General features: G+C 52.7%; 26 protein-coding genes. 20 read left to right on the forward strand and 6 right to left on the reverse strand.

The features are described from left to right. Window position 1 precedes the first annotated feature (1 nt). The 5 genes from R3I13_RS12225 to R3I13_RS12245 all read left to right on the forward strand — a co-directional run bounded on the left by R3I13_RS12225 (window position 2) and on the right by R3I13_RS12245 (window position 6,054). Window positions 2-535: a hypothetical protein gene (locus R3I13_RS12225; RefSeq protein WP_346318240.1), complete on the forward strand. Its 534-nt coding sequence runs from the start codon at window positions 2-4 to the stop codon at window positions 533-535. Window positions 536-641: 106 nt separating this feature from the next. Further along, entirely contained in the window at window positions 642-2,159 is a 1,518-nt protein-coding gene (locus R3I13_RS12230) for an NAD(P)H-hydrate dehydratase (RefSeq protein ID WP_346318241.1), read from the forward strand. A 103-nt stretch (window positions 2,160-2,262) separates the two neighbouring features. Continuing rightward, complete coding sequence (locus R3I13_RS12235; RefSeq protein ID WP_346318242.1) at window positions 2,263-4,476, forward strand: sodium-translocating pyrophosphatase; 2,214 nt, start codon at window positions 2,263-2,265, stop codon at window positions 4,474-4,476. A 259-nt stretch (window positions 4,477-4,735) separates the two neighbouring features. Next, entirely contained in the window at window positions 4,736-5,146 is a 411-nt protein-coding gene (locus R3I13_RS12240; RefSeq protein ID WP_346318243.1) for an Rrf2 family transcriptional regulator, read from the forward strand. A gap of 53 nt (window positions 5,147-5,199) precedes the next feature. After that, the gene (locus tag R3I13_RS12245) at window positions 5,200-6,054 is read left to right on the forward strand and encodes an NmrA family NAD(P)-binding protein (RefSeq protein WP_346318244.1); all 855 of its coding nucleotides are present in this window, start codon (window positions 5,200-5,202) and stop codon (window positions 6,052-6,054) included. Window positions 6,055-6,115: 61 nt separating this feature from the next. Here R3I13_RS12245 and R3I13_RS12250 read toward each other — a convergent pair whose 3' ends face one another. After that, window positions 6,116-7,111 (reverse strand): AraC family transcriptional regulator, encoded by a 996-nt coding sequence (locus tag R3I13_RS12250; RefSeq protein ID WP_346318245.1) that lies wholly within the window; start codon window positions 7,109-7,111, stop codon window positions 6,116-6,118. 93 nt (window positions 7,112-7,204) lie between these two features. Between R3I13_RS12250 and R3I13_RS12255 the strand changes: the two genes are divergently transcribed. From R3I13_RS12255 to R3I13_RS12325, 15 genes are all read left to right on the forward strand, one after another. Continuing rightward, a complete protein-coding gene (locus R3I13_RS12255; protein WP_346318246.1) occupies window positions 7,205-7,414 on the forward strand; it encodes a hypothetical protein in 210 nt (69 codons plus the stop codon). A 182-nt stretch (window positions 7,415-7,596) separates the two neighbouring features. After that, window positions 7,597-9,969, forward strand: a complete 2,373-nt coding sequence (locus R3I13_RS12260; protein WP_346318247.1) for a TonB-dependent receptor — start codon at window positions 7,597-7,599, stop codon at window positions 9,967-9,969. A 24-nt stretch (window positions 9,970-9,993) separates the two neighbouring features. Then, window positions 9,994-10,866, forward strand: a complete 873-nt coding sequence (locus tag R3I13_RS12265) for a DUF4249 domain-containing protein (RefSeq protein ID WP_346318248.1) — start codon at window positions 9,994-9,996, stop codon at window positions 10,864-10,866. A gap of 35 nt (window positions 10,867-10,901) precedes the next feature. After that, the gene (locus R3I13_RS12270) at window positions 10,902-11,522 is read left to right on the forward strand and encodes a hypothetical protein (protein WP_346318249.1); all 621 of its coding nucleotides are present in this window, start codon (window positions 10,902-10,904) and stop codon (window positions 11,520-11,522) included. 179 nt (window positions 11,523-11,701) lie between these two features. Beyond that, the gene (locus R3I13_RS12275) at window positions 11,702-12,604 is read left to right on the forward strand and encodes a sterol desaturase family protein (protein ID WP_346318250.1); all 903 of its coding nucleotides are present in this window, start codon (window positions 11,702-11,704) and stop codon (window positions 12,602-12,604) included. Window positions 12,605-12,690: 86 nt separating this feature from the next. Beyond that, window positions 12,691-13,074 carry a BlaI/MecI/CopY family transcriptional regulator gene (locus R3I13_RS12280; protein ID WP_346318251.1) on the forward strand — a complete coding sequence of 128 codons (384 nt, stop codon included), beginning with the start codon at window positions 12,691-12,693 and terminating at the stop codon, window positions 13,072-13,074. 10 nt (window positions 13,075-13,084) lie between these two features. Beyond that, on the forward strand, window positions 13,085-15,673 hold the full coding sequence (locus R3I13_RS12285; protein ID WP_346318252.1) for a M56 family metallopeptidase: 2,589 nt from the start codon (window positions 13,085-13,087) through the stop codon (window positions 15,671-15,673). A 125-nt stretch (window positions 15,674-15,798) separates the two neighbouring features. Beyond that, window positions 15,799-16,290, forward strand: a complete 492-nt coding sequence (locus R3I13_RS12290) for a YajQ family cyclic di-GMP-binding protein (protein WP_346318253.1) — start codon at window positions 15,799-15,801, stop codon at window positions 16,288-16,290. A 61-nt stretch (window positions 16,291-16,351) separates the two neighbouring features. Then, the gene (locus tag R3I13_RS12295; RefSeq protein ID WP_209143709.1) at window positions 16,352-16,606 is read left to right on the forward strand and encodes a type B 50S ribosomal protein L31; all 255 of its coding nucleotides are present in this window, start codon (window positions 16,352-16,354) and stop codon (window positions 16,604-16,606) included. A gap of 68 nt (window positions 16,607-16,674) precedes the next feature. Next, on the forward strand, window positions 16,675-17,838 hold the full coding sequence (locus R3I13_RS12300; RefSeq protein ID WP_346318254.1) for a putative sugar nucleotidyl transferase: 1,164 nt from the start codon (window positions 16,675-16,677) through the stop codon (window positions 17,836-17,838). Window positions 17,839-17,881: 43 nt separating this feature from the next. Then, window positions 17,882-18,640: a triose-phosphate isomerase gene (tpiA, locus tag R3I13_RS12305; protein ID WP_346318255.1), complete on the forward strand. Its 759-nt coding sequence runs from the start codon at window positions 17,882-17,884 to the stop codon at window positions 18,638-18,640. 190 nt (window positions 18,641-18,830) lie between these two features. Then, window positions 18,831-19,412, forward strand: coding sequence for a 2'-5' RNA ligase family protein (locus R3I13_RS12310; protein WP_346318256.1), 582 nt, complete (start codon window positions 18,831-18,833; stop codon window positions 19,410-19,412). 564 nt (window positions 19,413-19,976) lie between these two features. Next, the gene (locus R3I13_RS12315) at window positions 19,977-20,258 is read left to right on the forward strand and encodes a hypothetical protein (RefSeq protein WP_346318257.1); all 282 of its coding nucleotides are present in this window, start codon (window positions 19,977-19,979) and stop codon (window positions 20,256-20,258) included. Between the two features lie 56 nt (window positions 20,259-20,314). After that, window positions 20,315-20,587 carry an acylphosphatase gene (locus tag R3I13_RS12320; RefSeq protein ID WP_346318258.1) on the forward strand — a complete coding sequence of 91 codons (273 nt, stop codon included), beginning with the start codon at window positions 20,315-20,317 and terminating at the stop codon, window positions 20,585-20,587. Window positions 20,588-20,801: 214 nt separating this feature from the next. Beyond that, window positions 20,802-21,038: a helix-turn-helix transcriptional regulator gene (locus R3I13_RS12325; RefSeq protein WP_346318259.1), complete on the forward strand. Its 237-nt coding sequence runs from the start codon at window positions 20,802-20,804 to the stop codon at window positions 21,036-21,038. 83 nt (window positions 21,039-21,121) lie between these two features. Here the strand turns inward: R3I13_RS12325 and R3I13_RS12330 are convergent, their stop codons facing one another. Genes R3I13_RS12330 through R3I13_RS12350 form a run of 5 tightly spaced genes read right to left on the reverse strand, consistent with a single transcriptional unit; the run spans window position 21,122 to window position 25,188 of the window. Continuing rightward, window positions 21,122-22,267 carry a C1 family peptidase gene (locus R3I13_RS12330; RefSeq protein ID WP_346318260.1) on the reverse strand — a complete coding sequence of 382 codons (1,146 nt, stop codon included), beginning with the start codon at window positions 22,265-22,267 and terminating at the stop codon, window positions 21,122-21,124. 39 nt (window positions 22,268-22,306) lie between these two features. After that, complete coding sequence (locus R3I13_RS12335; protein WP_346318261.1) at window positions 22,307-23,029, reverse strand: head GIN domain-containing protein; 723 nt, start codon at window positions 23,027-23,029, stop codon at window positions 22,307-22,309. Window positions 23,030-23,058: 29 nt separating this feature from the next. Further along, window positions 23,059-24,138: a hypothetical protein gene (locus tag R3I13_RS12340; protein ID WP_346318262.1), complete on the reverse strand. Its 1,080-nt coding sequence runs from the start codon at window positions 24,136-24,138 to the stop codon at window positions 23,059-23,061. Continuing rightward, complete coding sequence (locus tag R3I13_RS12345) at window positions 24,128-24,676, reverse strand: hypothetical protein (RefSeq protein ID WP_346318263.1); 549 nt, start codon at window positions 24,674-24,676, stop codon at window positions 24,128-24,130. Before R3I13_RS12345 ends, R3I13_RS12340 begins: the two co-directional genes overlap by 11 nt. After that, window positions 24,673-25,188 (reverse strand): sigma-70 family RNA polymerase sigma factor, encoded by a 516-nt coding sequence (locus R3I13_RS12350; protein ID WP_346318264.1) that lies wholly within the window; start codon window positions 25,186-25,188, stop codon window positions 24,673-24,675. The genes R3I13_RS12345 and R3I13_RS12350 overlap by 4 nt, the downstream gene beginning before the upstream one ends. Window position 25,189: the final 1 nt, after the last annotated feature.

Consider the following 25,189-nt stretch of genomic DNA (forward strand, 5'->3'; position numbering starts at 1 on the left):
TATGAAAAGGATCCTGTTGCTCTTCGGAGTACTTTCTTTGATAGCCTTCCAGGCTAATGCGCAGCGCAGAACATCCGGCGGAGGCTCTCCGGCAGATTATCATACCGCGCTGGGTTTAAGGGTTAATCCCTGGCTCGTTGGTTTCACCGTAAAGCACTTCATCAAAGGGCCGCACGCCATTGAAGGCATCGTGCATCATTATTTCGAGAACGGCGATGATGCTTCCAATGTGACGTTTACCGGTCTTTACGAGTACCACTGGAATGTATTCGGCAAATCTGAATGGAACATGTACGCCGGTGGCGGCGCGCACCTCGGCTTCTGGAGGGATTATTACTGGGATGGCGGCCGCCGCAGGGGCGAAGGCACCGACGTTGCCGTTGGCCTCGATGGTATCTTTGGCGTGGAATACACGTTCAAGAACATCCCGCTCAACCTCAGCGCCGACCTCAAGCCGTACGTGAATTTCAACGGCTACAATGATTTCATCGGCGAGCAGATCGGTGGTTTCTCCGTAAGGTATACATTCAAATAAGTTTGAAGAACAAAAATTCAGGCGGCTGCTTCCCCGTGAAGCAGCCGTTTTTTTATGCCCTGCCCGTCCGCGGGCGGCAGCCGGTTTTTTATTATCTTGGGAAAGTATGAAGATACTTTCCGCACAGCAGATACGGGCGGCAGACGCCTATACGATCGAACACGAACCCGTGAGCAGCCTGCTGCTGATGGAGCGCGCCGCTGCGGAATGCGCCGGGTGGATGGTGCATACCTTCGGTGAAACGCCGCCCCCCTACTACATTTTCTGCGGCATGGGCAACAATGGGGGCGACGGGCTGGTGATTGCCCGCAGGCTTGCGGAACAGGGCTTTAACGTGCAGGCGTGGCTGGTGCATACTGCCGCCAAAGCGTCGGATGATAACGCGGCCAACCAGCCTTATTACCCCGAGCTGAAGCATATCCATGAACTGGCTGAATTCCCTGCGCTGGAAGAGCCGGGCATCATCGTGGACGCACTTTTCGGCACCGGCCTCAACCGCCCCGTGGAAGGTTGGGCCGCCGGCGTGATCCATAAGATAAACGACCTGCAGCACCGCCACACCGTCGTTTCCATCGATATGCCTTCCGGCATGATGGCCGATGAAAGCTCCCTGCATTTTCCGTGTGTGCATGCACGTTATACGCTCACTTTTGAATTTTATAAACTCGCTTTCCTGCTGCCGGAGAATGCGGAGCGGACGGGGAAAACGGAGCTGCTGAAGATCGGGATACATCCTGACTATACGGCACAGGTGCAAACAGCATACCATCTCACCGATCCCGCTACTGTCCGCACTATTTACCGGCCCCGCGATCCATTTTCCCATAAAGGCACCTACGGCCATGCGCTGGTGATCGCGGGCAGCTTCGGGAAGATGGGCGCCGCGCTGCTGGCCGCCCGCGCATGCCTGCGCGCAGGGGCAGGGCTCGTTACCGCGCACATCCCGCGTTGCGGGTACGAGATCATGCAAACCGCCGTGCCCGAGGCCATGTGCCTGGCGGAAGAACAGGCGCATTTTTCCGCGCACTTCGACGAGCCGTTCCGGCTGCGCCAGGCGCCGGATTATGCGGCGATCGGCATCGGGCCGGGCATTGGCACGGAAACCGTTACCGCCAAAGCGCTGGAACGCTTGCTGCAAGCCTATCACAAGCCCATGGTGCTGGATGCGGACGCGTTGAACATTATCGGGAAATACCCGGCTTTACTGGCGGAGATCCCCAAAGATTCCATCCTCACCCCCCATCCTAAAGAATTTGAACGCCTTTTCGGCAAAACAGGCAACCATTTCGAGCGCCTGCACCTCCTTTCCCGCAAGGCCCAAGAGCTGCAACTGTACATCCTGCTGAAAGGAAGATACAGCGCCATGGCCTGTCCCGACGGGGCGGTCTATTTTAACCCGACCGGTAACCCCGGCATGGCCACGGCCGGCAGCGGGGATGTGCTCACCGGTATACTGACCGGCCTGCTGAGCCAGGGCTATGCCCCGAAAGCCGCGCTGCTATTGGGCGCATGGCTGCATGGCCTGGCCGGTGACCTTGCTGCCGACGATCTTTCAGAAGAAGCCCTCGTTGCCGAAGACATCATTCATTATCTTGGCCAGGCATACCTGGATATCCGGAAATAACGGTCCATATTACACTTCTATTGAATATATGCGAGCACTAGTAAAATAAATTCTAATACATTATCTTCGTCAACCTTGTAAATTTTAAAAGGCTTCTATGAGTATGAGTATAGTTTACGTTATTCCACTGTTCGGACTGATTGCACTGTTATTCACAGCTATCCAAAGTGCCTGGGTTACCCGCCAGGATGCCGGCAATGAAAGGATGCAGGACATTGCCAAACACATTGCAGAGGGCGCTATGGCCTTCCTGAAGGCTGAGTACAAGATCCTCACCTACTTCGTTATTATCGCGGCCCTTTTGCTGGGCTATATGGGATATTCCCACGAAAACTCTGACTGGACGATCGCACTGGCCTTTGTCATCGGCGCGATATTTTCCGCGACCGCCGGTTTTATAGGCATGAAAATAGCCACCAAGGCCAATGTACGCACTGCACAGGCAGCGCGCACCAGCCTCGCCCGCGCGCTGAAAGTTTCTTTCACCGGCGGCTCCGTAATGGGGATGGGCGTTGCAGGTCTTGCCGTGCTCGGCCTGGGCGGCCTCTTCATTATCCTGAGAGCTTACTTTGGCGCCGAAGCCAATACCCCGGATATGATCAAAACCATCGAAGTGCTCACCGGCTTCTCCCTCGGCGCTGAAAGTATCGCACTGTTTGCGCGCGTAGGCGGCGGTATATATACCAAGGCTGCAGACGTTGGGGCCGACCTGGTAGGTAAAGTAGAAGCGGGCATCCCCGAGGACGATCCGCGCAACCCCGCTACCATTGCAGACAATGTTGGCGACAACGTAGGCGACGTTGCCGGTATGGGCGCAGACCTTTTCGGTTCATATGTAGCCACCGTGCTGGCCACGATGGTATTGGGCGTAGAAACCACTTCCACAGACAACTACGGCGGCCTGGCCCCTGTGCTGCTGCCGATGTTCATAGCCGGTATCGGTATCATCCTTTCCATTATCGGCACCTTCTTCGTGCGTATCAGCGAAGGCAGCGGGCTGAACACTTCCGCCGTGCAGCGCGCGCTGAATATGGGCAACTGGGGTTCCATCGTGCTCACCGCCATTGTCTGTTACTTTGCCGTGAACTGGATCCTGCCTGAAAGCATGACCCTCCGTGGCCACGAGTTTACCCGCAACGGCGTTTTCGGCGCCATCATCGTGGGTCTCGTAGTAGGCACGCTCATGAGCATCATCACAGAATATTATACCGCCATGGGCAAACGTCCCGTGAAATCCATCATCCGCCAGTCTTCCACCGGCCATGCCACCAACATCATCGGCGGTCTGGCTGTGGGCATGGAATCTACCATGCTGCCCATCCTCGTGCTGGCAGGCGGCATTTACGGTTCATATGCGCTGGCAGGCCTTTACGGCGTGGCGATCGCCGCAGCCGGCATGATGGCCACTACCGCCATGCAGCTGGCTATCGACGCCTTCGGCCCGATTGCCGACAATGCCGGCGGTATCGCTGAAATGAGCGAACTGCCGAAAGACGTTCGTGAAAAGACCGACATCCTGGATGCTGTGGGCAACACCACCGCCGCTACCGGTAAGGGTTTCGCGATCGCTTCCGCTGCGCTCACCGCGCTGGCGCTGTTTGCAGCTTATGTAGGCGTGGTAAAGGCGAATGGTTACGATCTCGAAGACGCGATCAATATTTATAAAGCGGACGTACTGGCCGGCCTGTTCGTAGGCGCCATGATCCCCTTCATTTTCTCTTCCCTCGCCATCCGCGCCGTAGGCGAAGCGGCCATGAGCATGGTGGAAGAAGTACGCCGCCAGTTCCGCACCATCCCCGGCATTATGGATGGCACCGGTAAACCTGAATACGACAAGTGCGTAGCCATTTCCACCGACGCTTCCATCAAAAAGATGCTGGTGCCCGGCGGCATCGCGCTGATCTCCCCCCTCGTAGTAGGGTTCATCTTCGGACCTGAAGTGCTGGGCGGTTTCCTGGCAGGCGCTACCGTGAGCGGCGTGCTGATGGGCATGTTCCAGAACAACGCCGGCGGCGCCTGGGACAATGCGAAGAAAAGCTTCGAGAAAGGTGTTGAGATCAACGGCGAGATCTACTACAAAAAATCCGAGCCGCATAAAGCATCCGTAACCGGCGATACCGTGGGCGATCCTTTCAAAGACACCTCCGGCCCGTCTATGAACATCCTCATCAAGCTGATGTCTATCGTATCGCTCGTTATTGCCCCTACGCTGGCCGATCTGCACCGCAATTCGCCTGTTGCTGAATCAGGTAAGGAAAAAGTGCAGGAAGTGGCCAAACAGGCTGAAACGACCGCTAAAACGACGGTAAAACTTTAAATATCAACGGTTCCACGATATGAACAGGCCGGCTGAGGATGATCCCAGCCGGCTTTTTCTTTGCCGGAACCCTTAGCCAATGGCAGGTTAACGGTATGAATTACATATGGATGCCGTATAGTAAAAGCGTTCACAATACGGGGTAAAAGCGTTCAAACCGTATGGATGCCGTAAAGAATGTGACACCCCTTCCCCAAAAATATTTGGAAGAGATCATTCTTCCCCTTACCTTTGTACTGTAATCAAAAAAATTACAGAATTGATCAAAAGCAAATTCGCCATCAGTATTCATATCCTTTCCCTGCTTGCCAGCTATCCCGGCGAGTGGCTTACATCAGACTTCATTGCCAGTTCGCTGAACAGCAATGCGGCCCTGGTGCGGAAAGAACTGAGCATGCTGCGCGAAGCGGGGCTGGTGGAAAGCAAGGAGGGCAAGAACGGCGGTAACAGGCTGGCCAGGTCTACAAAAGACATCCGGATGTCCGAGGTGTTCAACCTGGTGAAAGAAGAACATATTTTCAGCTACGCCCCCAACACTCCTAACCCGGAATGCAGCGTGGGCAAGCTGATCAACGAGGCGCTGAATAACCTGTTCACCGGTATTGACAATGCAGTCTATAAACAATTGCACGGCATCACCCTGGAAGAATTCACCCGCAAATACTTTTAATTTTTTTTATCCAAAACTGTAATATTTTTTATAACAATTTAAATCAACACACAATGTCAGACACCGTATTAGTATTAGGCGCTACCGGCCTTGCCGGTAAAGAACTGGTAAAACTGCTGGCCGGGAAAAACGTGCAGGTAAAGGCCGCTACCCGTACGCCTGAGAAATTCCAATCCCCTGCTCCGAATGTAGCCCCGGTACGCCTTGTGCAGGAAGAAGCGTCTACCTTTGCGCCGGCGCTGGCGGGTGTAAACAAGGTTTTCCTTTCCGCCCTCCCCCTTGATGCCGCGGCAGCGGCCAAACTTTTTCCTTTCGTGGATGAAGCGAAAAAAGCAGGTGTAAAAAAGATCGTATTCCTTTCCGCCCTGGGCGTGGAAAACCACGACAGCGCGCCGCTGCGCCAGGTGGAACTGTACGTGCAAAAGTCCGGCATTCCCAACGGCATCCTGCGGGCTAACTTTTTCATGGAGAATTTTACGGAAGGCCCGTTCAGCGGCACCGTCAAGGCAAGCAACCAGATCATTCTCGCGGCAGACAATGCGGCGTATAACATGGTTTCCACGGCAGACATTGCAGCGGTGGCCGCGGAATTGCTGCTGAACGATACCCTGCCCGACCAGGAACTCACACTCACCGGTCCCGGCGCTATCGACCATTACCAGGTGGCAGACATCATTACAACACACTCCGGCAGGAACATTACCTACCTGCCCATTTCGGAAGCGGACCTGCTGAGCGGCATGAAAGCCCAGGGCGCGCCTGACAGTGTGGCCCAATATCTCGCCGTGCTGATGGCTTCCGTAAGAAGCGGCGCCAATGCGGTGGTAACTACCGCGGTGAAAGATATTACCGGGAAAGAACCGGTTAGTTTTGAAGAGTTTTCGAAATTGAACGCAGGAAAGTTTTAATAAAACAAAAGCGGCTGTACCATTGGAGATACAGCCGCCTTTTATTTTTTGACAAATATTATCACATCCATTTCTTCACTTCCCTCGGGCTCATGCCGTACTTTTTCCTGAATGCATTGCTGAAATGCTGTAACGACGAATATCCCAGCGTATCGGCGATCTCGGTGAAAGACAATTCCCCTTCCCGCATCATTTCCTTCCCCTGCTCCAGCCGGTAATCGTTGAGGTAGCCGAACACCGTGTTGTTGAATACCTTTTTAAAACCGGTTTTCAACTTGAATTCGTTCAATCCTGATTTGCGCGCCAGTTCTGAAAGCGATGGCGGCTCCTGCGAATAGCTTAGCAGCAGGTCGCGGGCATGGTATATCCTTTCCTCGTCCGTCCTTGATATTTTATGATTCTCAGCGCCGCGCTTTGACTCCGTTTCTATTTGCTCGCATTGCAATGCCAGCAGCTCAATGGCTTTGGATTGCAGGAACAGTTTTTTCAGCCCGCCGGTGAAATGGCAGTGCTGCACTTCTTCTATCACCTGCATCATGCGGGGCGTAATGTGGTAGCCGCGGGTGAGGAATACGGGCCTGTTATTTGCCACGTTCTCCGCGTAGCGGTCCAGCACAGGGCCATTGTTGGCGGCCAGCTGCACGAACTTCTCCTTTACGAAACCCAGCCCGAACATCTGCAGGTCCGGGTGCTGCTCCACCTGGATGGTTTCTTCGGCCTCAGGACTGTAAACGATATTGTGCTGGTGGCTGGAAGTGACCAGGTTATTTACCGCGCCTTTGATATGAGATGTTACTTCGCCGCGTATCATAAAATGCATGCCTACACGCTGCAACTCTTCGCTGCTTTCCACGTGCAGGCGCTGGTTTACAACGGCGCTGCCAAAGCCCATCATAAACCCGTCGAAGTGAAACTCCTTCATTTCCGCCTTCCCGAACTTAAACTCCAAACGGTGGGTTTGCTCTACCAGCTCCGGTTTCATGAACATTTCCGCCGGATACACCGTATCGTCGTGGAAGAGGATCTCCCGGTTCTCATTGGTAATTGTTACAGGCATAATAATCCGTTAAGTATAAATAATAATCCGTTTGGTATAAGCAGGTTTGCCGCGCGGGTCCGAATTTTGTGTGAAATTATTCAAATTAGGCACATGATCGGAATCTTCAAAACAAACATCTCTACCCAGCAGGATAAAATCAAGGTAATAGACGCGGTGACCGGCCGTTTTGCTGTTACCGCCTGCACGCTGGACCTGGAAGATTGCGACAAGGTCTTACGCGTAGTATGCCAGCAACTGGAAGAAGAACATGTGATCTCCTTCGTATGCAGCCTCGGTTACCAGTGTTCCCTGCTGGACTAATTAAAATTGCAAGCAATTTACCGGAAAAAACATGACGTTTGTCAGTTAACCCCTGCAACATGATTCCGTGAATTATTTATTTCCCGTAGGGGTAACTTCCCTTTTACACGTCATACTCTCGGAAAATGACGGAACCGCCTTCCCTTTTTCCTCCATTTAACATATAAAAACCTGAAAACCAAATGAAAAGGATCGCAAACTGGCTTATGCCCTTTTGCTTGTTCATGCTGACAGCATTCAGTTCATCGGCACAACAGCAACGTTTTACCATCAGCGGCTACGTGAAAGACGCACAGTCCGGCGAATCCCTTATCGGGATCTCCATCGGCAAGCCCGGTACTTCCGTAGGCACCGTAACCAACGAATACGGCTTCTATTCGCTGACCCTGCCTGCCGGAACACATGAGATACAGTTTTCCTACATGGGATATACCGCCCAGAAACTCACGGTAGACCTCACTTCCAACAAACGGCACGACATCAAGCTGGCCCAGTCGGACCGGCAGCTGAACGAAGTGGTGATCACCAGCAAACAGCAGGAAAAAAACATTAACACCCTCAATACCAGCTTAAACAAGCTGGATATTGCCGAGATAAAGAAATTGCCCACCTTCATGGGCGAAGTGGACGTCCTGAAAGCTATCCAGACCCTGCCCGGGGTAAATACCGTGGGTGAAGGCGCGGCCAGCTTCAACGTACGCGGCGGTAACGGCGACGAAAACCTCATCCTGCTCGACGAGGCGCCCGTATACAACTCCACCCACATGCTCGGTTTCTTTTCCGTATTCAACCCGGATGCGGTGAAGAATATCAATCTTATCAAAGGCGGCTTCCCCGCGGAATATGGCGGCAGAACCGCTTCCGTGCTGGACATCAGGATGAAGGACGGCAACAACCAGAAATTCGGCCTTACCGGCGGCATCGGTAATATCTTCAGCCGACTTGCCGTGGAAGGGCCGCTGCAGAAAGATAAATCCTCTTTCATCGTAGCCGCCCGCCGTTCCTATATGGACGTGCTCATGAAACCTTTCCTGAAAGGCGATATGAAAGACACCAAGCTGTATTTCTACGACCTCACCGCTAAGGTCAACTTCAACCTGAACAAGAACAACAACCTGTTCGTAAGCACCTATTTAGGCCGCGACGTGTTCGGGTTCGGCAACGAGGCCAATATGAACTGGGGCAACAACACAGCGTCTATCCGCTGGAACCACATCTTCAACAACCGCCTCTTCCTCAACCTGACCACTTATTACACGAAATACGATTACAGCCTGGAGTTCAAAACCGAAGAAGGCGAGCCCGTGAGGCAGCGGTTCAAATGGACCTCCAACATCATCAACTACGGCGTTAAGCCCGCGTTCACCTATTACATCAACGCCAGCAACACCCTGCATTTCGGCGTACAGGGCACCTATTATACATTTAAGCCCGGTACCGGCACTTCGCAGGAAGACGATCACCAGACACAAATCACGCTCAAAGACAAAAATTCCATCGAAGGCGCAGTGTACCTGGATCATGAGCTGAAACTCGGCGACAAGTTCGGCATACAATATGGCGTGCGTTACTCCGGTTTCCAGTACCGCGGCAAAGGCACCGCTTATTATTATGCAGACACTGTGGCCGGTACCCGAAAGCGTTTCCTTGGCACGAAAGAGTTTGAAAGCGGCAAGACCATCGCCGATTATTACAACTTCGAACCGCGCCTTTCTGCCCGGTACGGCATCAACAGCACCTCCGCCGTGAAAGTGGCCTACAGCCGCAGCGCGCAATACATGCACCAGCTGAGCAACACCGCTTCCCCTACCCCGGTAGACATCTGGACGCCCGTGTCCAACAACGTGAAACCGCAGGTGACAGACCAGGTGACGGCAGGGTATTTTTACAACGCGCCCGGCGACAAATTTGAAATATCCGCGGAAGTGTTTTACAAAAGCATGCAGGACCAGCTGGATTATATAGACAATGCCAAACTTGACCTGAATGAGTTCATCGAAGGCGACCTGCTGGCCTCCAAAGGCCGCGCCTACGGCCTGGAGCTGTACGCGAAAAAGGACATCGGCAACACCACAGGCTGGGTGAGCTACACCCTCAGCCGTTCCGAGCGCAAAACGCCCGGGCTGAGCCTCAACGAATGGTTCATCAACCGCTACGACCGCACACATAACCTGAACGTGGTAGTGAGCCACGAATTCACCAAACGCCTCAGCCTCAGCGGCAACTGGGTGTTCGCCTCCGGCACGCCCGCCACTTTTGCAGACGCGCGCCTTGAGTTCCAGGATTGGGACATTCCTTACAACACCACTGAAAAAAGGAACAACTACCGCCTGAAACCCTTCCACCGCCTTGACCTCTCAGTAACCTGGAAAGGCAAGCAACTGAAACGCTGGAAAGGCGAATGGGTGTTTTCACTGTACAACGTGTATGCCCGCAGGAATGCCTACACTGTGTACTTCCGCCAGAACCCGGACGATGCGTCCAAGAAAGAAGCCGTACGGCTGTCCATCATTGGCTCCATCATCCCCGGCATCACCTACAATTTTAAATTCTAATTATTCGCAAAAGCACCCGATCATATGCAAAAGATCATCAACACACTCGCCATTATATTCGCCGCCGCGGCATTCACCGCCTGCGAAGACGTTATAGACGTGGAAGTACCCGAAGGCAAAACCTTTACCGTAGTAGACGCGTGGATCACGAACAGCCCGGGCCGGCAGGATATACGCATCACCCAAAGCATGCCGTACACCAACCAGGCGCCCGCCCCTATTGTAAGCGACGCCGTGGTAACGCTCACCGACATGACCAGCGGGCAGGTGTACCCCTTCACTTTCTCCAACGGTAAATACAGCTACGATCCCGGCGCGGGCGCAACCATAGGCGTAGTAAGCCATGTGTACAAGCTGCGCGTGGAGCTGAAAGAATCCACCTTTGAAGCCATAGACACGCTCAAACGCGTGCCCATGATAGATTCCATCACCTACGAGTTCAAGACCGAGGAAGAGGCTGCCAGCGGCAAAGAAGGATTTTATGCACGCTGGCACGGCAGGGACCTTGCAGGCGCTACCGATTATTACTGGGTGCGCAGCTACCGCAACAGCACAGACCACCGGGAGGCAGACGCTTTCCCGATAGACGGCTCTTTCGAGGCAGACGTGGCGGACGGCTCCGTGTTCATTTACCCGCTCAGCGAAGCCATCACCCGTGAGGACAAACCTTTCCTGGAAAATGAAAAAGTGATCGTGCGCCTGGCCTCCGTGACCAAGCCCAGCCACACTTTCCTCGACATGGTAGACGAGCAGCTGAGCAACGGCGGACTGTTTGCCAAGATACTGGAGAACGTGCCCACGAACCTGAAAAATGTAAATACTGCCAGCAATGCGAAGGTGCTTGGCTGGTTCGGCACATCCGCCGTGCAGTTCAAAGAACGCGTGATGCATAAATAAGCATTCCCGCAACAATCCTTAAACACGTTTGAATTATGAAACTGAAGACATTATTTTTCATTACCGCAGCCGTACTGCTTTCCCACGCCGGTTTTGCGCAGGACGCGCCCATCGAGAGCCTGGCGGGTCGCGGGAAAACGAAGATCCGTGTGGGCGGTTTCGGCGCGCCTACCATCAAGTTCACCACGTTCGATGATCAACTGGGCGTACTGATGGGCGGTTATGCCGGCGTAATGCTTAACAGCAGGATGATGCTGGGCGCCGGCGCATATGCCCTGGTGAACAACATCAAAGCGCCCAGCATCAACGCGGCAGACCCGACCCTTTACTGGAACATGTGGTACACCGGCTTTGTGCCTGAGTATACCATCAACTCCAACAAGCTCTTCCACGTGGCTGTAGGCGCGCTGATCGGCGGCGGCGGCGTAATGAAGAACGAACGTTTCAAAGCGGGGGATGAAAGCGAGAACTTTGACAACAGCGGCTTTTTCGTGGGCGAGCCGCACGCGAATTTTGAAATGAATATCACCTCCTACCTGCGCCTGGCCATCGGCGGATCGTACCGGTTCGTGAGCGGTTCCAACACCGCCGGCATTACCGATTCTAAGCTGAGCGGCCCCGCTGCGCACTTTACGATCAAGGCAGGGAGGTTTTAAAATACTGACGAACCATGCATATGATGCTGCCTCACCTTCAACCGTGGGGCAGTTTCTTTTAACCTCTGTACGGATTGCGGATGCGGGGCCGGTTTTTTAGGAAAATGTCGCCTGAATTCCGCAGATATTCAGTAACTTTTGGCAAAAGGAATATCACCTCCATTCGTAATCCGTCGCCAATGGACCCGATACATTTAGCTATACCTGGTTTTGTGCTGCTGCTGCTTGCCGAAGTGATCTTCTCCGCCTGGGACCACCGTAACCTCTACGAAACTAAAGACGCCGCAAGCAGCATCGCCATGGGCCTTGGCAACGTATTCATCGGCCTTTTCATCAAAGGCGTCATCTACCTCGTTTACGACTTCGTTTACCGGTTCCGCCTCTTCACCCTCGACGCCAGCCTTTGGTGGGTATGGACGCTTTGTTTTTTTGCGGACGATATCACTTACTACTGGTTCCACCGGTTCAGCCACAACATCCGCTTCTACTGGGCCAGCCATGTCATTCACCATTCAAGCCGGCGTTACAACCTTTCCACCGCCCTCCGCCAGACCTGGACGGGCAACCTTACCGGCACTTTCCTGTTCTGGTGCTGGATGCCGCTTATTGGTTTTCATCCCGCCATGGTCATGACCATGCAGGCCATCAGCCTCATTTACCAGTTCTGGATCCATACCGAGACCATCAACAGGCTGCCGCGCCCGCTGGAATTTGTGCTCAATACCCCCTCCCATCACCGCGTTCACCATTCCTCCGACCTTAAATACCTGGATAAGAACCATGCCGGCGTGCTGATCATCTGGGACCGCCTGTTTGGCACCTTCCAGCAGGAAGAAGAAAGACCCGTGTATGGGCTTACTGCTAATATTCATACTTACAACCCGCTGAAAATAGCCACACACGAATGGGCCTCCATCGCAAAAGACCTTCGCAAGGCCCGTTCCCGGCGCGATGCATGGCATTACCTGTTCGGCCCTCCCGGCTGGAGCCCCGACGGCAGCAGGCAAACCACAAGGCAATTGAGAGAAGCGGCCCGGAAGGCTTCCACTCCTCCTCCGGAAATACCACTTATCCAAAAATAAGGGGACAAGTTTTGTTATTACGAAAAGTGTCGTACATTCGTTTACGAAGATATTCGTATAAAGAGATCATTACAATAAGAACGAACATGAACAAGCCCATCAAGCCGACGGAAAGTGAACTGGAGATATTGGCCATTCTTTGGGAAAGAGGCGCCAGTACGGTCAGGGAAATACATGAGATACTGGAGCAGCAGAAGGAAGCGGGTTATACCACTACCCTGAAGCTGATGCAGATCATGCACGAGAAAGGATTGGTGACACGGGACGCCAGCGCCAGGACGCATATTTACGAGGCGGCGGTAGACCGTGAGCTTACTCAACGGCAGTTGCTGAACAAAATGATAGATACCGTTTTTAAAGGCTCTGCTTCACAGCTGGTGATGCAGGCCTTGGGTCATCACCGTTCCTCCCCCGAGGAGCTGGATATGATCCGCCAGTACCTGAACGAAATGGAAAAAAAGCAGAAATAAACATTTTGCCATGACTTCGTTGCTTCCTTTTACCCAAGATCTGATTCGTGCATTCGGCTGGACGCTGCTGCACTCCTTCTGGCAGGCCTTTTTCGTATTCGCATGCCTGCGTATTGTGCTGCGGCTCTGGCCACAGGCAAGCGCCGCCATCAAATACCACCTTTCGTTCCTGAGCCTGGCCGGCATCAGCGGCTGGTTTATGGCCACGCTGTTCGCACAGCTGTCTGCCCTGCGGGAAGCACAGGCGCAGCAAGCCATTACGCTGCAGCTGGACCCTGCCGTGATAACGCATGCCATGCAGCAGGCACCGGTAAAAAGCAACGGATTCCAGATGATGTTTCCCGGTATGGAAAGCTACTTTCCTTTCCTGGTAAGCATTTACATCATCGGGGTTACGGTCATGACCATCAAACTCTGCCTGGACCTTTCGCAGCTGCGCCAAATGCGCAGGCAGGGCGTAACGCCCATGGGAACGGCCTGGGAGCATCATCTGAAAGAGTTGGGCAAACGGATGGGCATCACGAAAAAAGTACAGTTGTTCATTTCCGAAACCCTGCAGGTGCCGGTGATGATCGGGTTCCTGAAACCTGTGATACTACTGCCCGCAGCTATGGTGAACAACCTGAGCCCTGAACAGCTGGAAGCCATCCTGCTGCACGAGCTCGCACACATCAGGCGTAATGATTATCTTCTCAATATCTTCCAATCCATTGTTGAAACCATCCTGTTCTTTAACCCATTTGTATGGTGGATATCCCGGAACATCCGCCTGGAAAGGGAACATTGCTGTGACGACCTGGTGATCGCAGGTACCGTTCAGCCCATGCATTATGCCAGAGCCCTCGTGGCGCTTGAGGAGTACCGGATCACCGCTAACCCGATGGCCATGGCGGCTGCGCATGATAAACATCACTTACTTCATCGCATTAAACGCATCATGGAAATGAAAACGAAAAATCTCAATTATAGCCAACGGTTCCTTGCACTGCTGATCATCCTTACCGGCCTCGTTTCCATTGCCTGGCTGAACCCGGCAAGGAAGAACGAGAAAAAAGAAAAAGAACGTTCCGTTTTTTCAGATACGATCCCGCCGAAAGCGCCCATCGCACCGGGTATCACACCCGCGCCGCCTGCACCGCCCGTTGCACCGCCGCCTGTGGATGTAACAGTGGCCGATGTGCCTCCCATTCCGCCTGCGCCGCCTGCAACCACGCCGCTTCCTTTCCCGGCAGCAGCGCCTCTGCCGCCCGCGCCACCGGCATATCCTTCACCCGCAGCAGTACCGGCGCCTTACCCAGCCGCTGCACCGCTGCCGCCTGCGCCCCCCACTCCCCCCGACTGGACCAGTTACGGCGCCAAAGGTTATAACGGGTACGGCTATTTCTATTCCGATACGCTTGCTCCCGGCAAAAAGATCATCATCGTAGATGATAAAGGGAACAAAAAAGAATATAGCAGCATCGATGAAATGCCCGCAGCAGACCGCAAACGCATGGAAGAAAGTTTCTTCAACATGCAGCAGGCCCGGCAAAACATGCAGTTCAATTTCGACAACTTCAAAATGAACCAGGATGATCTCGCCAAAGCCATGAAAAGCGCGCAGGACGCGGTTAGCAAGATCAACTGGGACCAGATGAACGCGCAGATCAAAGCCAGCTTATCGAAAGCCGATTGGGACAAGGTCAACAAGCAGATGGCCGAGAGCATGAAGAACATCGACTGGAACAAAATGAACACCGATATCGCCAAACAGCTCAAAGAGATACAGTGGGATAAGATCAGCGATGAGATGAAGGACAAGATGAAAAACCACGATTGGGAGAAGCTGAACATGGACATTAAAAAATCCCTGGACAAGATCGACTGGAAAAAGATAGAGAACGACGTGAAGAAGGCGATCGAAGAGCAGAAAAAGAACGGCAATTTCAACTATAATTTCAATTACGAATCCGATACCACCATCACCCGCGACGCACGCCGCAGGCATGATGAAGCCATGGCCCGCGCAAAGGAGAGGCACACAAGGATCGAACAGCGCAACCGCGAGATACACGAAAACAACTTAGCCCGTAACCGCGCTATCCAGCAGGAAAACGAAGAAAGGACAAGACGCATACAGGAAGAAAATATCGCCCGTACCCGCGCCATCCAGGAACGGAACGAACGCATACACCAGGAAAATGTAGCCCGCACCCGCGCCATCCAGCAGGAAAATGAAGAAAGGACCAGGCGCATACACGAGGACAATGTAGCCCGCACCCGTGCCATTCAGCAGGAAAATGAGGAAAGGACCAGGCGGCTGCAGGAAAGGCAGCAGAAAGAAACGGAGGAACATATCCGCAGAGCAGAAAAAGAACGCCTGAAGGCGGAAGCCGCCACCGAGGGCTACCGCCAGCTGCTGAACGGGCTCGAAGCCGATAAGCTGATAGACCGCAATTCCAGCTACAACGTTGAAAAGAAGGGCAACGACCTTTACATCAACGGCAAGAAACAGCCGGAAGACATACTAAAGAAATACGAGCAATATCTCAAGAACGATAACGTTTCTATACGTGGAAGCAAAAACGAGTTGAACATACAGTCTACCGACAACAAGTAAACTGTTGGCTCTTTTGCCCATGTTACCATTTACGCCCGCCATTCTACTAAAAAAGCCGCTGCCTTACCGGTAGCGGTTTTTTATTATATTTGCCCCTCGTTTATTCATCATTAAAAAGCCCGTTTATGCCGTCTTTCGACATCGTGAGCAAAGTAGACCTCCAAACCCTCGACAACGCCATCAACACCGTCAAAAAGGAAATCACCACCCGTTACGACTTTAAAGGGTCGCACGTGAGCATTGAGCTGGACAAAAAAGAACTGCAGCTGAAGCTGGAAGTGGAAACAGAAATGAAGCTGGACCAGGTGACAGAGGTGCTGATCAGCCGTACCATGCGGCAGGGGCTCGATGCTTCTATTTACGATCTCAGCAAAGAGCATTACCAGAGCGGCAAAGTGGTTAAGAAAGAAATTCCCGTGCGGAACGGCATTAAGCAGGAAGATGCGAAGAAGATCGTGAAGCTGATCAAAGACGCGGGATTGAAGGTGCAGGCGGCCATCATGGACGATATTGTACGGGTTACCGGTAAAAAAATAGATGATTTACAGGAAGTTATACAAAAATGCCGCGAAGCGAACCTGGGCATTCCCCTGCAGTACGTGAATATGAAGAGCTAAAAATTTCTTGGCTTATTTAAAATAATCTCCTACCTTTGCGCTCTGTATTTAACTTTTTGATATGAAACAGGGAATCCATCCGGAAAATTATAGATTCGTAGTGTTTAAAGATATGTCTAACGGGCATAGCTTTCTGAGCCGTTCCACTACTCCTTCCCGCGAAACCGTGAAATGGGAAGATGGCAACGAGTATCCGTTGATCAAGCTTGAGATCTCCAATACCTCTCACCCGTTCTATACAGGTAAGAACGTACTGGTAGATACCGCAGGCCGTATCGACAAGTTCAACAAACGTTACAAAAAAGACGCGAAATAAGGCGTCCTTTCATATTTTAACAATCCCGCCGGTTTTATATCGGCGGGATTTCTTTATTTTAGCCCGCTATGAACCCGCACTACATCCTGTTTGACACGCCTGAACGCGACCAGCTCTTTCCCTTCACGCACACCCGCCCGGTTGCCGCATGCCGCATCGGTCTCCTGAGCATCCGGGAGAAATGGGAAAAATGGCTGGGAACGAGCCCTATCAGCTATTTTACCATGGATTACCTCCAGGATAAATTCCCCCTGATAAAAGCGCCTAAAAATGCCATTACCATCCTGCTGAACGGGCACCTCCTCCCCTCCGCCGCCATCGTGGAAGAGATCGGGAAACTGCAGCCCGGCCAGGAACTGTACAAGAACGGCCGCCTGCTCGCCAAATCTGTGAGCGGCGACGATTTCTTCGTTCCCACCGCCAGCCGGATCGATTTTGAAGGAGACATTATCCGCATAGACCAGCCCTGGCATATCGCACAATACAACGATGCGGCGCTCCGTGAAGATTTTGCGCTGCTCACCAAAGGGCGTAAAAGCGCGCCCATTTCCCAGACCAACCGCGTCGAGAATCACGCGCAGATCTTCCTGGAACCCGGCGCCAAAGTGGAACACAGCGTGCTGAACGCTTCCACAGGGCCTATTTACATCGGCAAAAACGCCGAAGTGATGGAAGGCTGCCTCATCCGCGGGCCCTTCGGTATGGGCGAACATGCCGTGCTGAAGATGGGCGCGCGCGTCTACGGCGCCACTTCCATCGGCCACCGCTGCGTGGCCGGCGGGGAGATCAAGAACTCCGTTCTCTTCGACCATTCCAACAAAGCGCACGACGGCTACCTGGGCGATGCGGTGATCGGCGAATGGTGCAACCTGGGGGCCAATACCAGCTGTTCCAACCTGAAGAACAATGCCCGCGAAGTGCGCGTATGGATGGAAGCCAAACAGGAAACCTGGTCTGCCGGGATAAAATGCGGCGTGATCATGGGCGACTACAGCCGCTGCGGCATCAATACGATGTTCAACACCGGCACCGTGGTGGGTGTGAGCTGCAACGTGTTTGGCAGCAATTTTCCGCCCAAATCCCTGCCTTCATTCAGCTGGGGAGGCGCCGGGCTTGCAGACAGGTACCGGCTCGAAGAAGCCCTGCGGGACGCCGATTCGTGGATGCAGCTGAAGGGCGCATCGCTCAGTGAGCAGGACCGGCAAATACTTACCCATATATTTCAGGGATAAATGCGTATTTTTCGCGCCTCTTATCAAAAGCAAGTAAACGTCTATGAGAAAAAAGATTGTAGCCGGTAACTGGAAGATGAACCTTACACTGGCCGCGGGCGAACAGCTGGTGAACGACATCGTTGCCGCCGGCATCAAATTGGCAGAAGGCCAGGAAGTGGTGATTGCCCCTCCTTTTCCTTACCTGGCGCGGGTAAAACAGATCATCCGCAATTACCCCGGCATTTACCTGGCCGCGCAGAACTGCGCCAGCGAAAAATCCGGCGCCTATACCGGCGAGGTTTCAGCTGAGATGCTGGCTTCCGTGGGTGTGGACTATGTGATCCTCGGGCACTCCGAGCGCAGGGAATACTTTTCCGAAACCAATGCACAGCTGGCCAAGAAGATAGACCAGGCCCTGGCCAACGGCTTGAAGCCGATCTTCTGCTGCGGCGAGCCTCTGGAGATCCGGAAGGCGGAAACACAGAACGAATTTGTAGCGAAGCAGCTGGAAGAAAGTCTTTACCACCTGGATGCCGCTGCATTGAAGAATATCGTGATCGCGTACGAGCCGATCTGGGCCATTGGCACGGGTTTAACGGCCAGCGCGCAGCAGGCGCAGGATATGCATGCATTCATCCGTTCGCGCATTGCCGAAAAATTCGGGCGTGAAGCGGCGCTGGGCATTACTATCCTGTATGGCGGCAGCGCGAAACCCTCCAATGCGGGCGAGCTGTTTGCAAGCGCGGATGTGGATGGCGGGCTGATCGGCGGCGCGTCGCTGGTGGCTGCGGACTTCACGGCGATCATCAAGAGCTTATAAACTGCCGGAATATAGCAGTGGCGGCTGGCGGGCAAAACCTGCCGGCCATTTTTTTTAGTATTTTTGCTAATAATTTTAGTATTTACCGATTTAGTTTGTATATTTGTACTGTGAAAAGAGGGGATCACTATCACGATGCTGTAAATGATAGTGATTGTTTCAAATTGATGATTGCTTAATCATAATTGACATGGAACAGGACGTATTATATGATTACATGCTGGTATTGCAACCTGACGCGCAAACGGTGCAGGATGTGAGCATGTACAAGCACCTGATCGCGGAGGAACTGGGCCCTTTCCCGGGTGCGTTTTCACAGGCGCATATAGCGCTTTTCCGGTCGGAGTTCCCGGCCCGTTATGAGCCGGAGTTCATGCAGATGCTGGATGCCCTGGTGATGGACCAATCGGCTTTCACGGTGTACACTTCCCGTATTGATCATTGCAGGCAGGGAGAAACGAAGCATATGTTCTATGTGAACGTGGCTAACCCCCGCCCTGTGGAAGAACTGCACCGCAGGATCCTGGATGCCTTCGAGCTGAAGGCCGGATCCTACAAACCGCATATCACGCTGGCGCGCTCCGTGAGCCAGCAGCAGTTCAACCAGCTGGCGCCTTACCTGGCCAATAAGATGTTCGTGCGCAGTTTTCATTGCCAGAGTTTCAGCCTGTTGAGGAAACCGGTTGGCGGCGGCAAATATGAAACGGTGAAAGAATTTATGTTTGGAAAGGACACACCGGCCAGGCGCCCATTGTTTAACCATGCAGCTTAAGGACACACATACATTATCTTTAAGAGTCAGTATCATATCTCACCGGGTCGGGCGTTGATCTCCCGACCCCTCTTTTCCTACTTACGACCCATCCGATTCACCCTTGTATTTGCATTCAACCAGGGCTGGAACCGCCGGCGCATAACAGGCAGCTGTTAGTGCCGGGGAACTTATGCCTTGCCGGTTCATCGCATCTGCGCGTTTTATGGCTTCGTCTCAAACGTCGTGGCTTCGCCGTAAAAAGCAGATCAATGAATTGAGCACAACGATCTTAACCTTGCCCGCACTCCCCCCGGGAGGCAGCACAGACCATGGCAGTGGGCAACCTTTGCCAGGGCCTGATGTTTGCGGGCATCTGATGATCAATAGACAGGGAGTAGCCTTGCAGGAAACCTACAGGCAGCAATCAATTGCCGGGAACATCCTTGCAGGAAACCAGTGGCAGCAATTGGTGGCATCAGGAAACGCCCGCTGGATCCATTGATCAAAAAAATACGCCTGTTGGGCTAGGGCCCACCGGCAAATGCATTACTCCCCAGTAAATTTAAAAACATGGAATGGGTCATGATCACACCAGCATATAAGAACGGGCAAATGCAGCCCTCAACAGCGCAAACCGTATTCTCCTGGCTTACCGGGGCCGGTTTCCAGCTGGAACAACAGCGGCGCAGCATCTCCCCCGCCGTGGTGGAATATTTTTACTTTCATCCGTCATTATACATCCAGGTGCACGAAGTGCAGGAGGCGGACAATGGTCCGTCCAGCTTTTTCATCTTTTACCCCGGCGGCGCAACGGCTTTTGCCTCTGATATCGGGCAATTGCAGCGTTGCATCTCCGCCGGGTAAAACCGCAGCTAAAATTCATTGTTATATCTATTACCCAACATCAATTATTAAGACAAATGATCCATAAAGAAATTATAGTGAAAGGCAAAGTACAGGGCGTTTACTTCAGGGCAACAGCACGGTCGGTCGCCGTCAGGCTCGGCCTCACCGGCGCTGTCAAAAACCTGCCGGACGGCCATGTATGGATCGTTGCGGAAGGTCCGCAGCATGCCATGAATGAATTTATCAGCTGGTGCCGCATCGGTCCTTCCGGCGCCACTGTATCGGAACTCGAAATTACCGACGGCCCGCTTGAGAATATTTCAGGATTTGAAATACTGCACAGTTAAAAATATATTATACAGCCTTTGATGGATGCATCTTCCGAAACCAGCTGCCGTAAAGCGTTTCACAGAACCTATACCGGTGAAGGGTTGCGGCCCAATGTTTAACTCAACAAAAAACGCCAACTTGCCTGTGTAACTATTTTCACATGCAGGGTTTTAACCCAACACTTAAGTCAGCTAAAAAATCCAATTTGCCGGCAGAGCAAAGCATCAAACAATGGCTTCACAAGAATCTGAAATATTATCCATTTTCGGTGACAATCTCCGGCATATCAGGCGGGAGAAAGGATACAGCCAACGGGAACTGTCCTCCCGCTGCAATGTTGACAATGCAGACATCTCCCGCATGGAAAAAGGAGATATCAACATCACGCTCCGCACCGCGGGGCAGCTGGCAGACGCGCTGGACGTGCGCGTTATAGACCTGCTGATCAAACGGCTCCCGTCAAAATAATACCGCCTATGCCCCTTTTCAGCCATAAAAGAAACGGCGGCAGAAATCTTCCTGCCGCCGTTCAAATCTATTTCTCTTAAACCTTAATTGAGTTGCAGCTTCTTCAACAGATCTTTGTCCAGCGCTGCTTTCGGGACAATAACATTGATCGTGTTCACCGCGAAATACGGTTCCGACACGTACACATATCCTCCAAAGGGCGATGATTGAACGCCCCATGAATTTTTCACGATAAAGAAAGATTTTCCCGCAGGGCTTTTGCCGAGGCCGGTGATGTGCATCAGGTGATCGTCCTGCGTTACCAGCTTTTCGAACAGCTCCTGGCGGTAAGCCTGTGTGGCATTTACTTCCGCGAGGTCGGGGTTGGGTTTCCTGCGGTTGAACAGGCTGTCTGCCTGCGGGGAGAACGCATAACCGCTGGAAGTAACGAAACCGCGGTTACTCACGTCTGCATCCCACATCACGGTATATCCCTTCTGTACGGCGTTTTTGGTGGCGCCGATCAGCTCTTCCAGCGTTACGTTGTAAAAGCCGCCATTGGCGTGGTTATCCGGGATCTCCAGGACAAACTTGCTGTAAAAAGGATGATGGGTGAACGATGTCAGGTTCACATAATCAGCCGGGTTGAATTTCACCACTTCTTTTGCATACTGCTGCGGGGTGTAAGTACGGCCGTGGAATTCGAATGTGGCGGGTGGTGCGCCTCCCATGTATTCGTCCATCAGCGCGGCGTACTGCTGCTCCCAGTTAACGGGGATGGGCCTTTTACGCAACATGGTGTCCAGGAATTTCTTCAGCGTGTCTGCCATCTTGCCGTGGTCCGGCTTCGTTTGCCCGGCTGCCAGGCCGTTGTAGGCAGATTCCGGCATGAGGCCGTATCTTTCAGCGGCGATCAGCACATCGTGGCCAAGACCGCCTTCGCCGAATTTCGCATCGCCCTGGCGCATTACATAGTTGCGGGCTTTGATCAGGTATACGTTGCGGACGGTGAACATTTCCGAGATATCGGGCTTCTCTCCGCCTTTCTTGATACACTCGCTTTCGATAAGGGATGTAGTAGCGAAACACCAGCATGTGCCGGTGTTTCCCTGGTCTTTTATGTCGGTGGCCGTGTTGTTCCTGATAACTTTTACTTCGTTCGCAGGTGCGTTAATCGCAACGGGATGCTCCTGTGCAAAGGCCTGCAGGCTGCCTGCAAGCCCAAGGATCAACAGAATATCTTTTCTCATAAGCGGCATATTTTTGTATGCTAAGATACGGAAAGCCGCCTAGTTTTCTTTGCTCACTTTACCCTTGCCGGAAACAGCCTGCTCTACGCTGGTGGGATTTCCCCGGTATTTTACATTGCCGCTGCCGGAAATGGCCACTTCCAGTTTCTCAGATACGTTCACGCTGGCGTTGCCGCTGCCGGAAATAGCCAGTTCCATTTTCTGCGACTGCATTTCAGGCGCATCCAATTCGCCGGAACCGGATATGTTCACTTCCGCAGCATTCGCACGGCCGTTGAGTTTCATTTTGCCGGAGCCGGACATGGACACTTCCAGTTTGTCGTAATCCAGGTTCAGCTTCGCGTCTACCTTGCCGCTAAAGTTCGCTTCAAGGCTGCTGCCTTTAATAGCGCCTTCCGAGGTTATCTCAGCCTGGCCGCTGACGTTCATTTCCTTCAGGCTGGCAAGGGTGATCCAAACGGTGATAGGTTGACTGGGGCTCACGTTATACCCTTTTTTGGATTGCAATTTCAGTTCGTTGTCTTCGATCTCCGTTTCGAGGTACGGCAGGATGTTTTCATCTGCTTCTATCTCGATGGAATGGGTGTTGCCCTGTTTCAGCAGCAGCTTGTATTTGCCGGAGGAAGATATCTCGCTGAAAGCACCTTTTACCGGGCGTGTTTCTTTCTTGAGTTTGCCGTTGCCGCTGATCTTTTCCTGGGCGTGCAGGGCGCCGGAAGCAGCAATGAGGGCAGCAAATAGGAAGGTTGCAATTTTCTTCATGTTGTCGAATTTAAAAGAAGCGTTTGTGGTTAATCTCCTCCCAACTTCACGTCGCTGTACTTTCCTTCTATAACAATGACAGAGGAAGCGTCCGATCCGTTGGCAGTTATGGCGGAAAAGGAGAGGTTCTCGTTGTTGCGTATCTGGTTTACATTCTTCCAGTCAAAATCCCCTGTTTTGAGGTCGCCGTTCTTCATCACGGCCTTTACGCGGAAAGCGCTGTTGTTGCTCAGGCCCAGCTTCACATCGGTATAATTCACGCTTATCCTGATGCTTTTGAATTCGGGAGCGATCCTGCGCAGGGAAATATCGCTGTAGTTGGCGCTGATGCTGGTGGAGCCGTTCAGCTGATCAGCCTTGAAATCCGTGTAATTCGCGCTCAGCTCCAGGGATTTGACGCCCTGGAATTTTATGTCGTCGTAATTGGAATTGATCTTCGTTTCCCCGGCCATCCCAAACTGACAGTTGCCGTTATTGGAATGCAGCACCACGTTGCCGGCGTTGCCCACGCGTACGTTGGAATAATTGGCGTGCACTTCCAGGTCCTGCGCTTTGCCGATGCGGCATTTGTCTGTATAATTGAGGTGCACGGACAATTTTTTCCCCGCTTCGCTGATGTCCACGAAACCGTAATTTACCTGCACGCGGCTTGTCATGGGCAGATCGCGGGCCAGCACATCGCCAAAATTATTATCCAGTACAAGAAAGGCGATATTGGCAGGCACATAGAGGTTATAGTTCACGTTCACATAATCGCGGGAATCTTTTTTGCCGAAGTTGAACCACTTGCCCGCCCCGCTGGCGTTGTAGGTAGTTTCCATTTTCACCGCATCTCCGTTGTCGCTGGCCTTTATTTCAACCATTTCGGCCATCCTGCGCGCCTGATCCTCGTTTGCGCCGAATCCCACGATCTCGATATCGGCCTTGCATTCGTTGCGGTTCCAGATGTTGACCACGATCTTGCCATATTTATTCTGGACGATCACTTTCGAACTGCTTCTTACGTTGAACGATTTGGTGATGCGCAGCTTATGTTCTTCATCGCCCTTGGCGGCAAAGGCCAGGAGCGGGCAAAGCAATAAGAGTAATAATGTAGATTTAGAGAACATCTTTCTTATTTAAAAGTGTGGAGTCATTGTTAGCGTCTTCGTTGAGTTTATTATGCTCGCCGAGGATCCTGTCCAGCAGTTCCAGCTTCATCTGGTAATAGCGAATCATGGCGGCGCGGATGCGTTCGTTGCCAGGGTTGCCGGCCAGTTCTTTTTCGAGCATCATATATGTTTCGTTGCGAAGTTCAAGTTCCCTGCGGGTGGTACTGTCCAGCCCGAGCTCGGCGGATGGGATCTGTTTCAGCTCGTTGAGTTTCTGCTCTATGCGGGTGGTATAAAACTGTTCCATCTCCTGCATTTCCGGGATCACAACGACGGTGGCTTCCTTTTTAGTTTGCAGGAAAGTGAGGAGGATGGCCGCATTTGCCACAAGTGCAACCAGGATGGCAGCTTTCCACCAGTGGCGGGCCATCATGGATATCACCCTGGCCTCCTGCTTTACCGGCAGCTCCTTTTCCAGCGCAGCCCATACTCCCCGGCCCGGCCCTTCTTCTTCAAATTCACCTCTGTGTTGCTGAATGAAATCTTCCAGTTTCATACTTCTCTCGTTTTTATTTTCACCAATTGCCTGACCCTTTCTTTTGCCCGCATGTACTGGGTTTTGACGGTAGATTCCGATATGCCCAGCAGCGCTGCGATCTCGCGGTGCGAATACTCTTCGAACAGGTAAAGGTTGAGCACCGTCCGGTAACCGTCAGGCAGCTGGCTGATGGCTTCTTTTACCGCGGCCACCGTCATGGTGTGCTCCGATTCGTCTACCCGTTCTTCTTCTTCAAACTCCGCCTCCCCTACTTCCTCGAAATACACTTTCTTTTTACGGAGATAGCTGAGGCAGTGGTTCACCACGATCCTTTTGATCCAGGCGGTAAGACTGCTGTCTGTCGCCAGCTTGTCCAGGTTTTTGAATACCTGTACAAACGCTTCCTGCAACACGTCTTCAGCATCGGCGGAATGCCCTGTCATTCTCAGGCAGATGTTGAACATCGCTTTGGAATACGCCTCGTACAGCTCACGGTACGCCCTTACGTCGCCCTTGCGGCAGCGTACCACG

It is taken from the genome of Chitinophaga sp. YIM B06452 (assembly GCF_039655965.1).
Taxonomy (GTDB): domain Bacteria; phylum Bacteroidota; class Bacteroidia; order Chitinophagales; family Chitinophagaceae; genus Chitinophaga.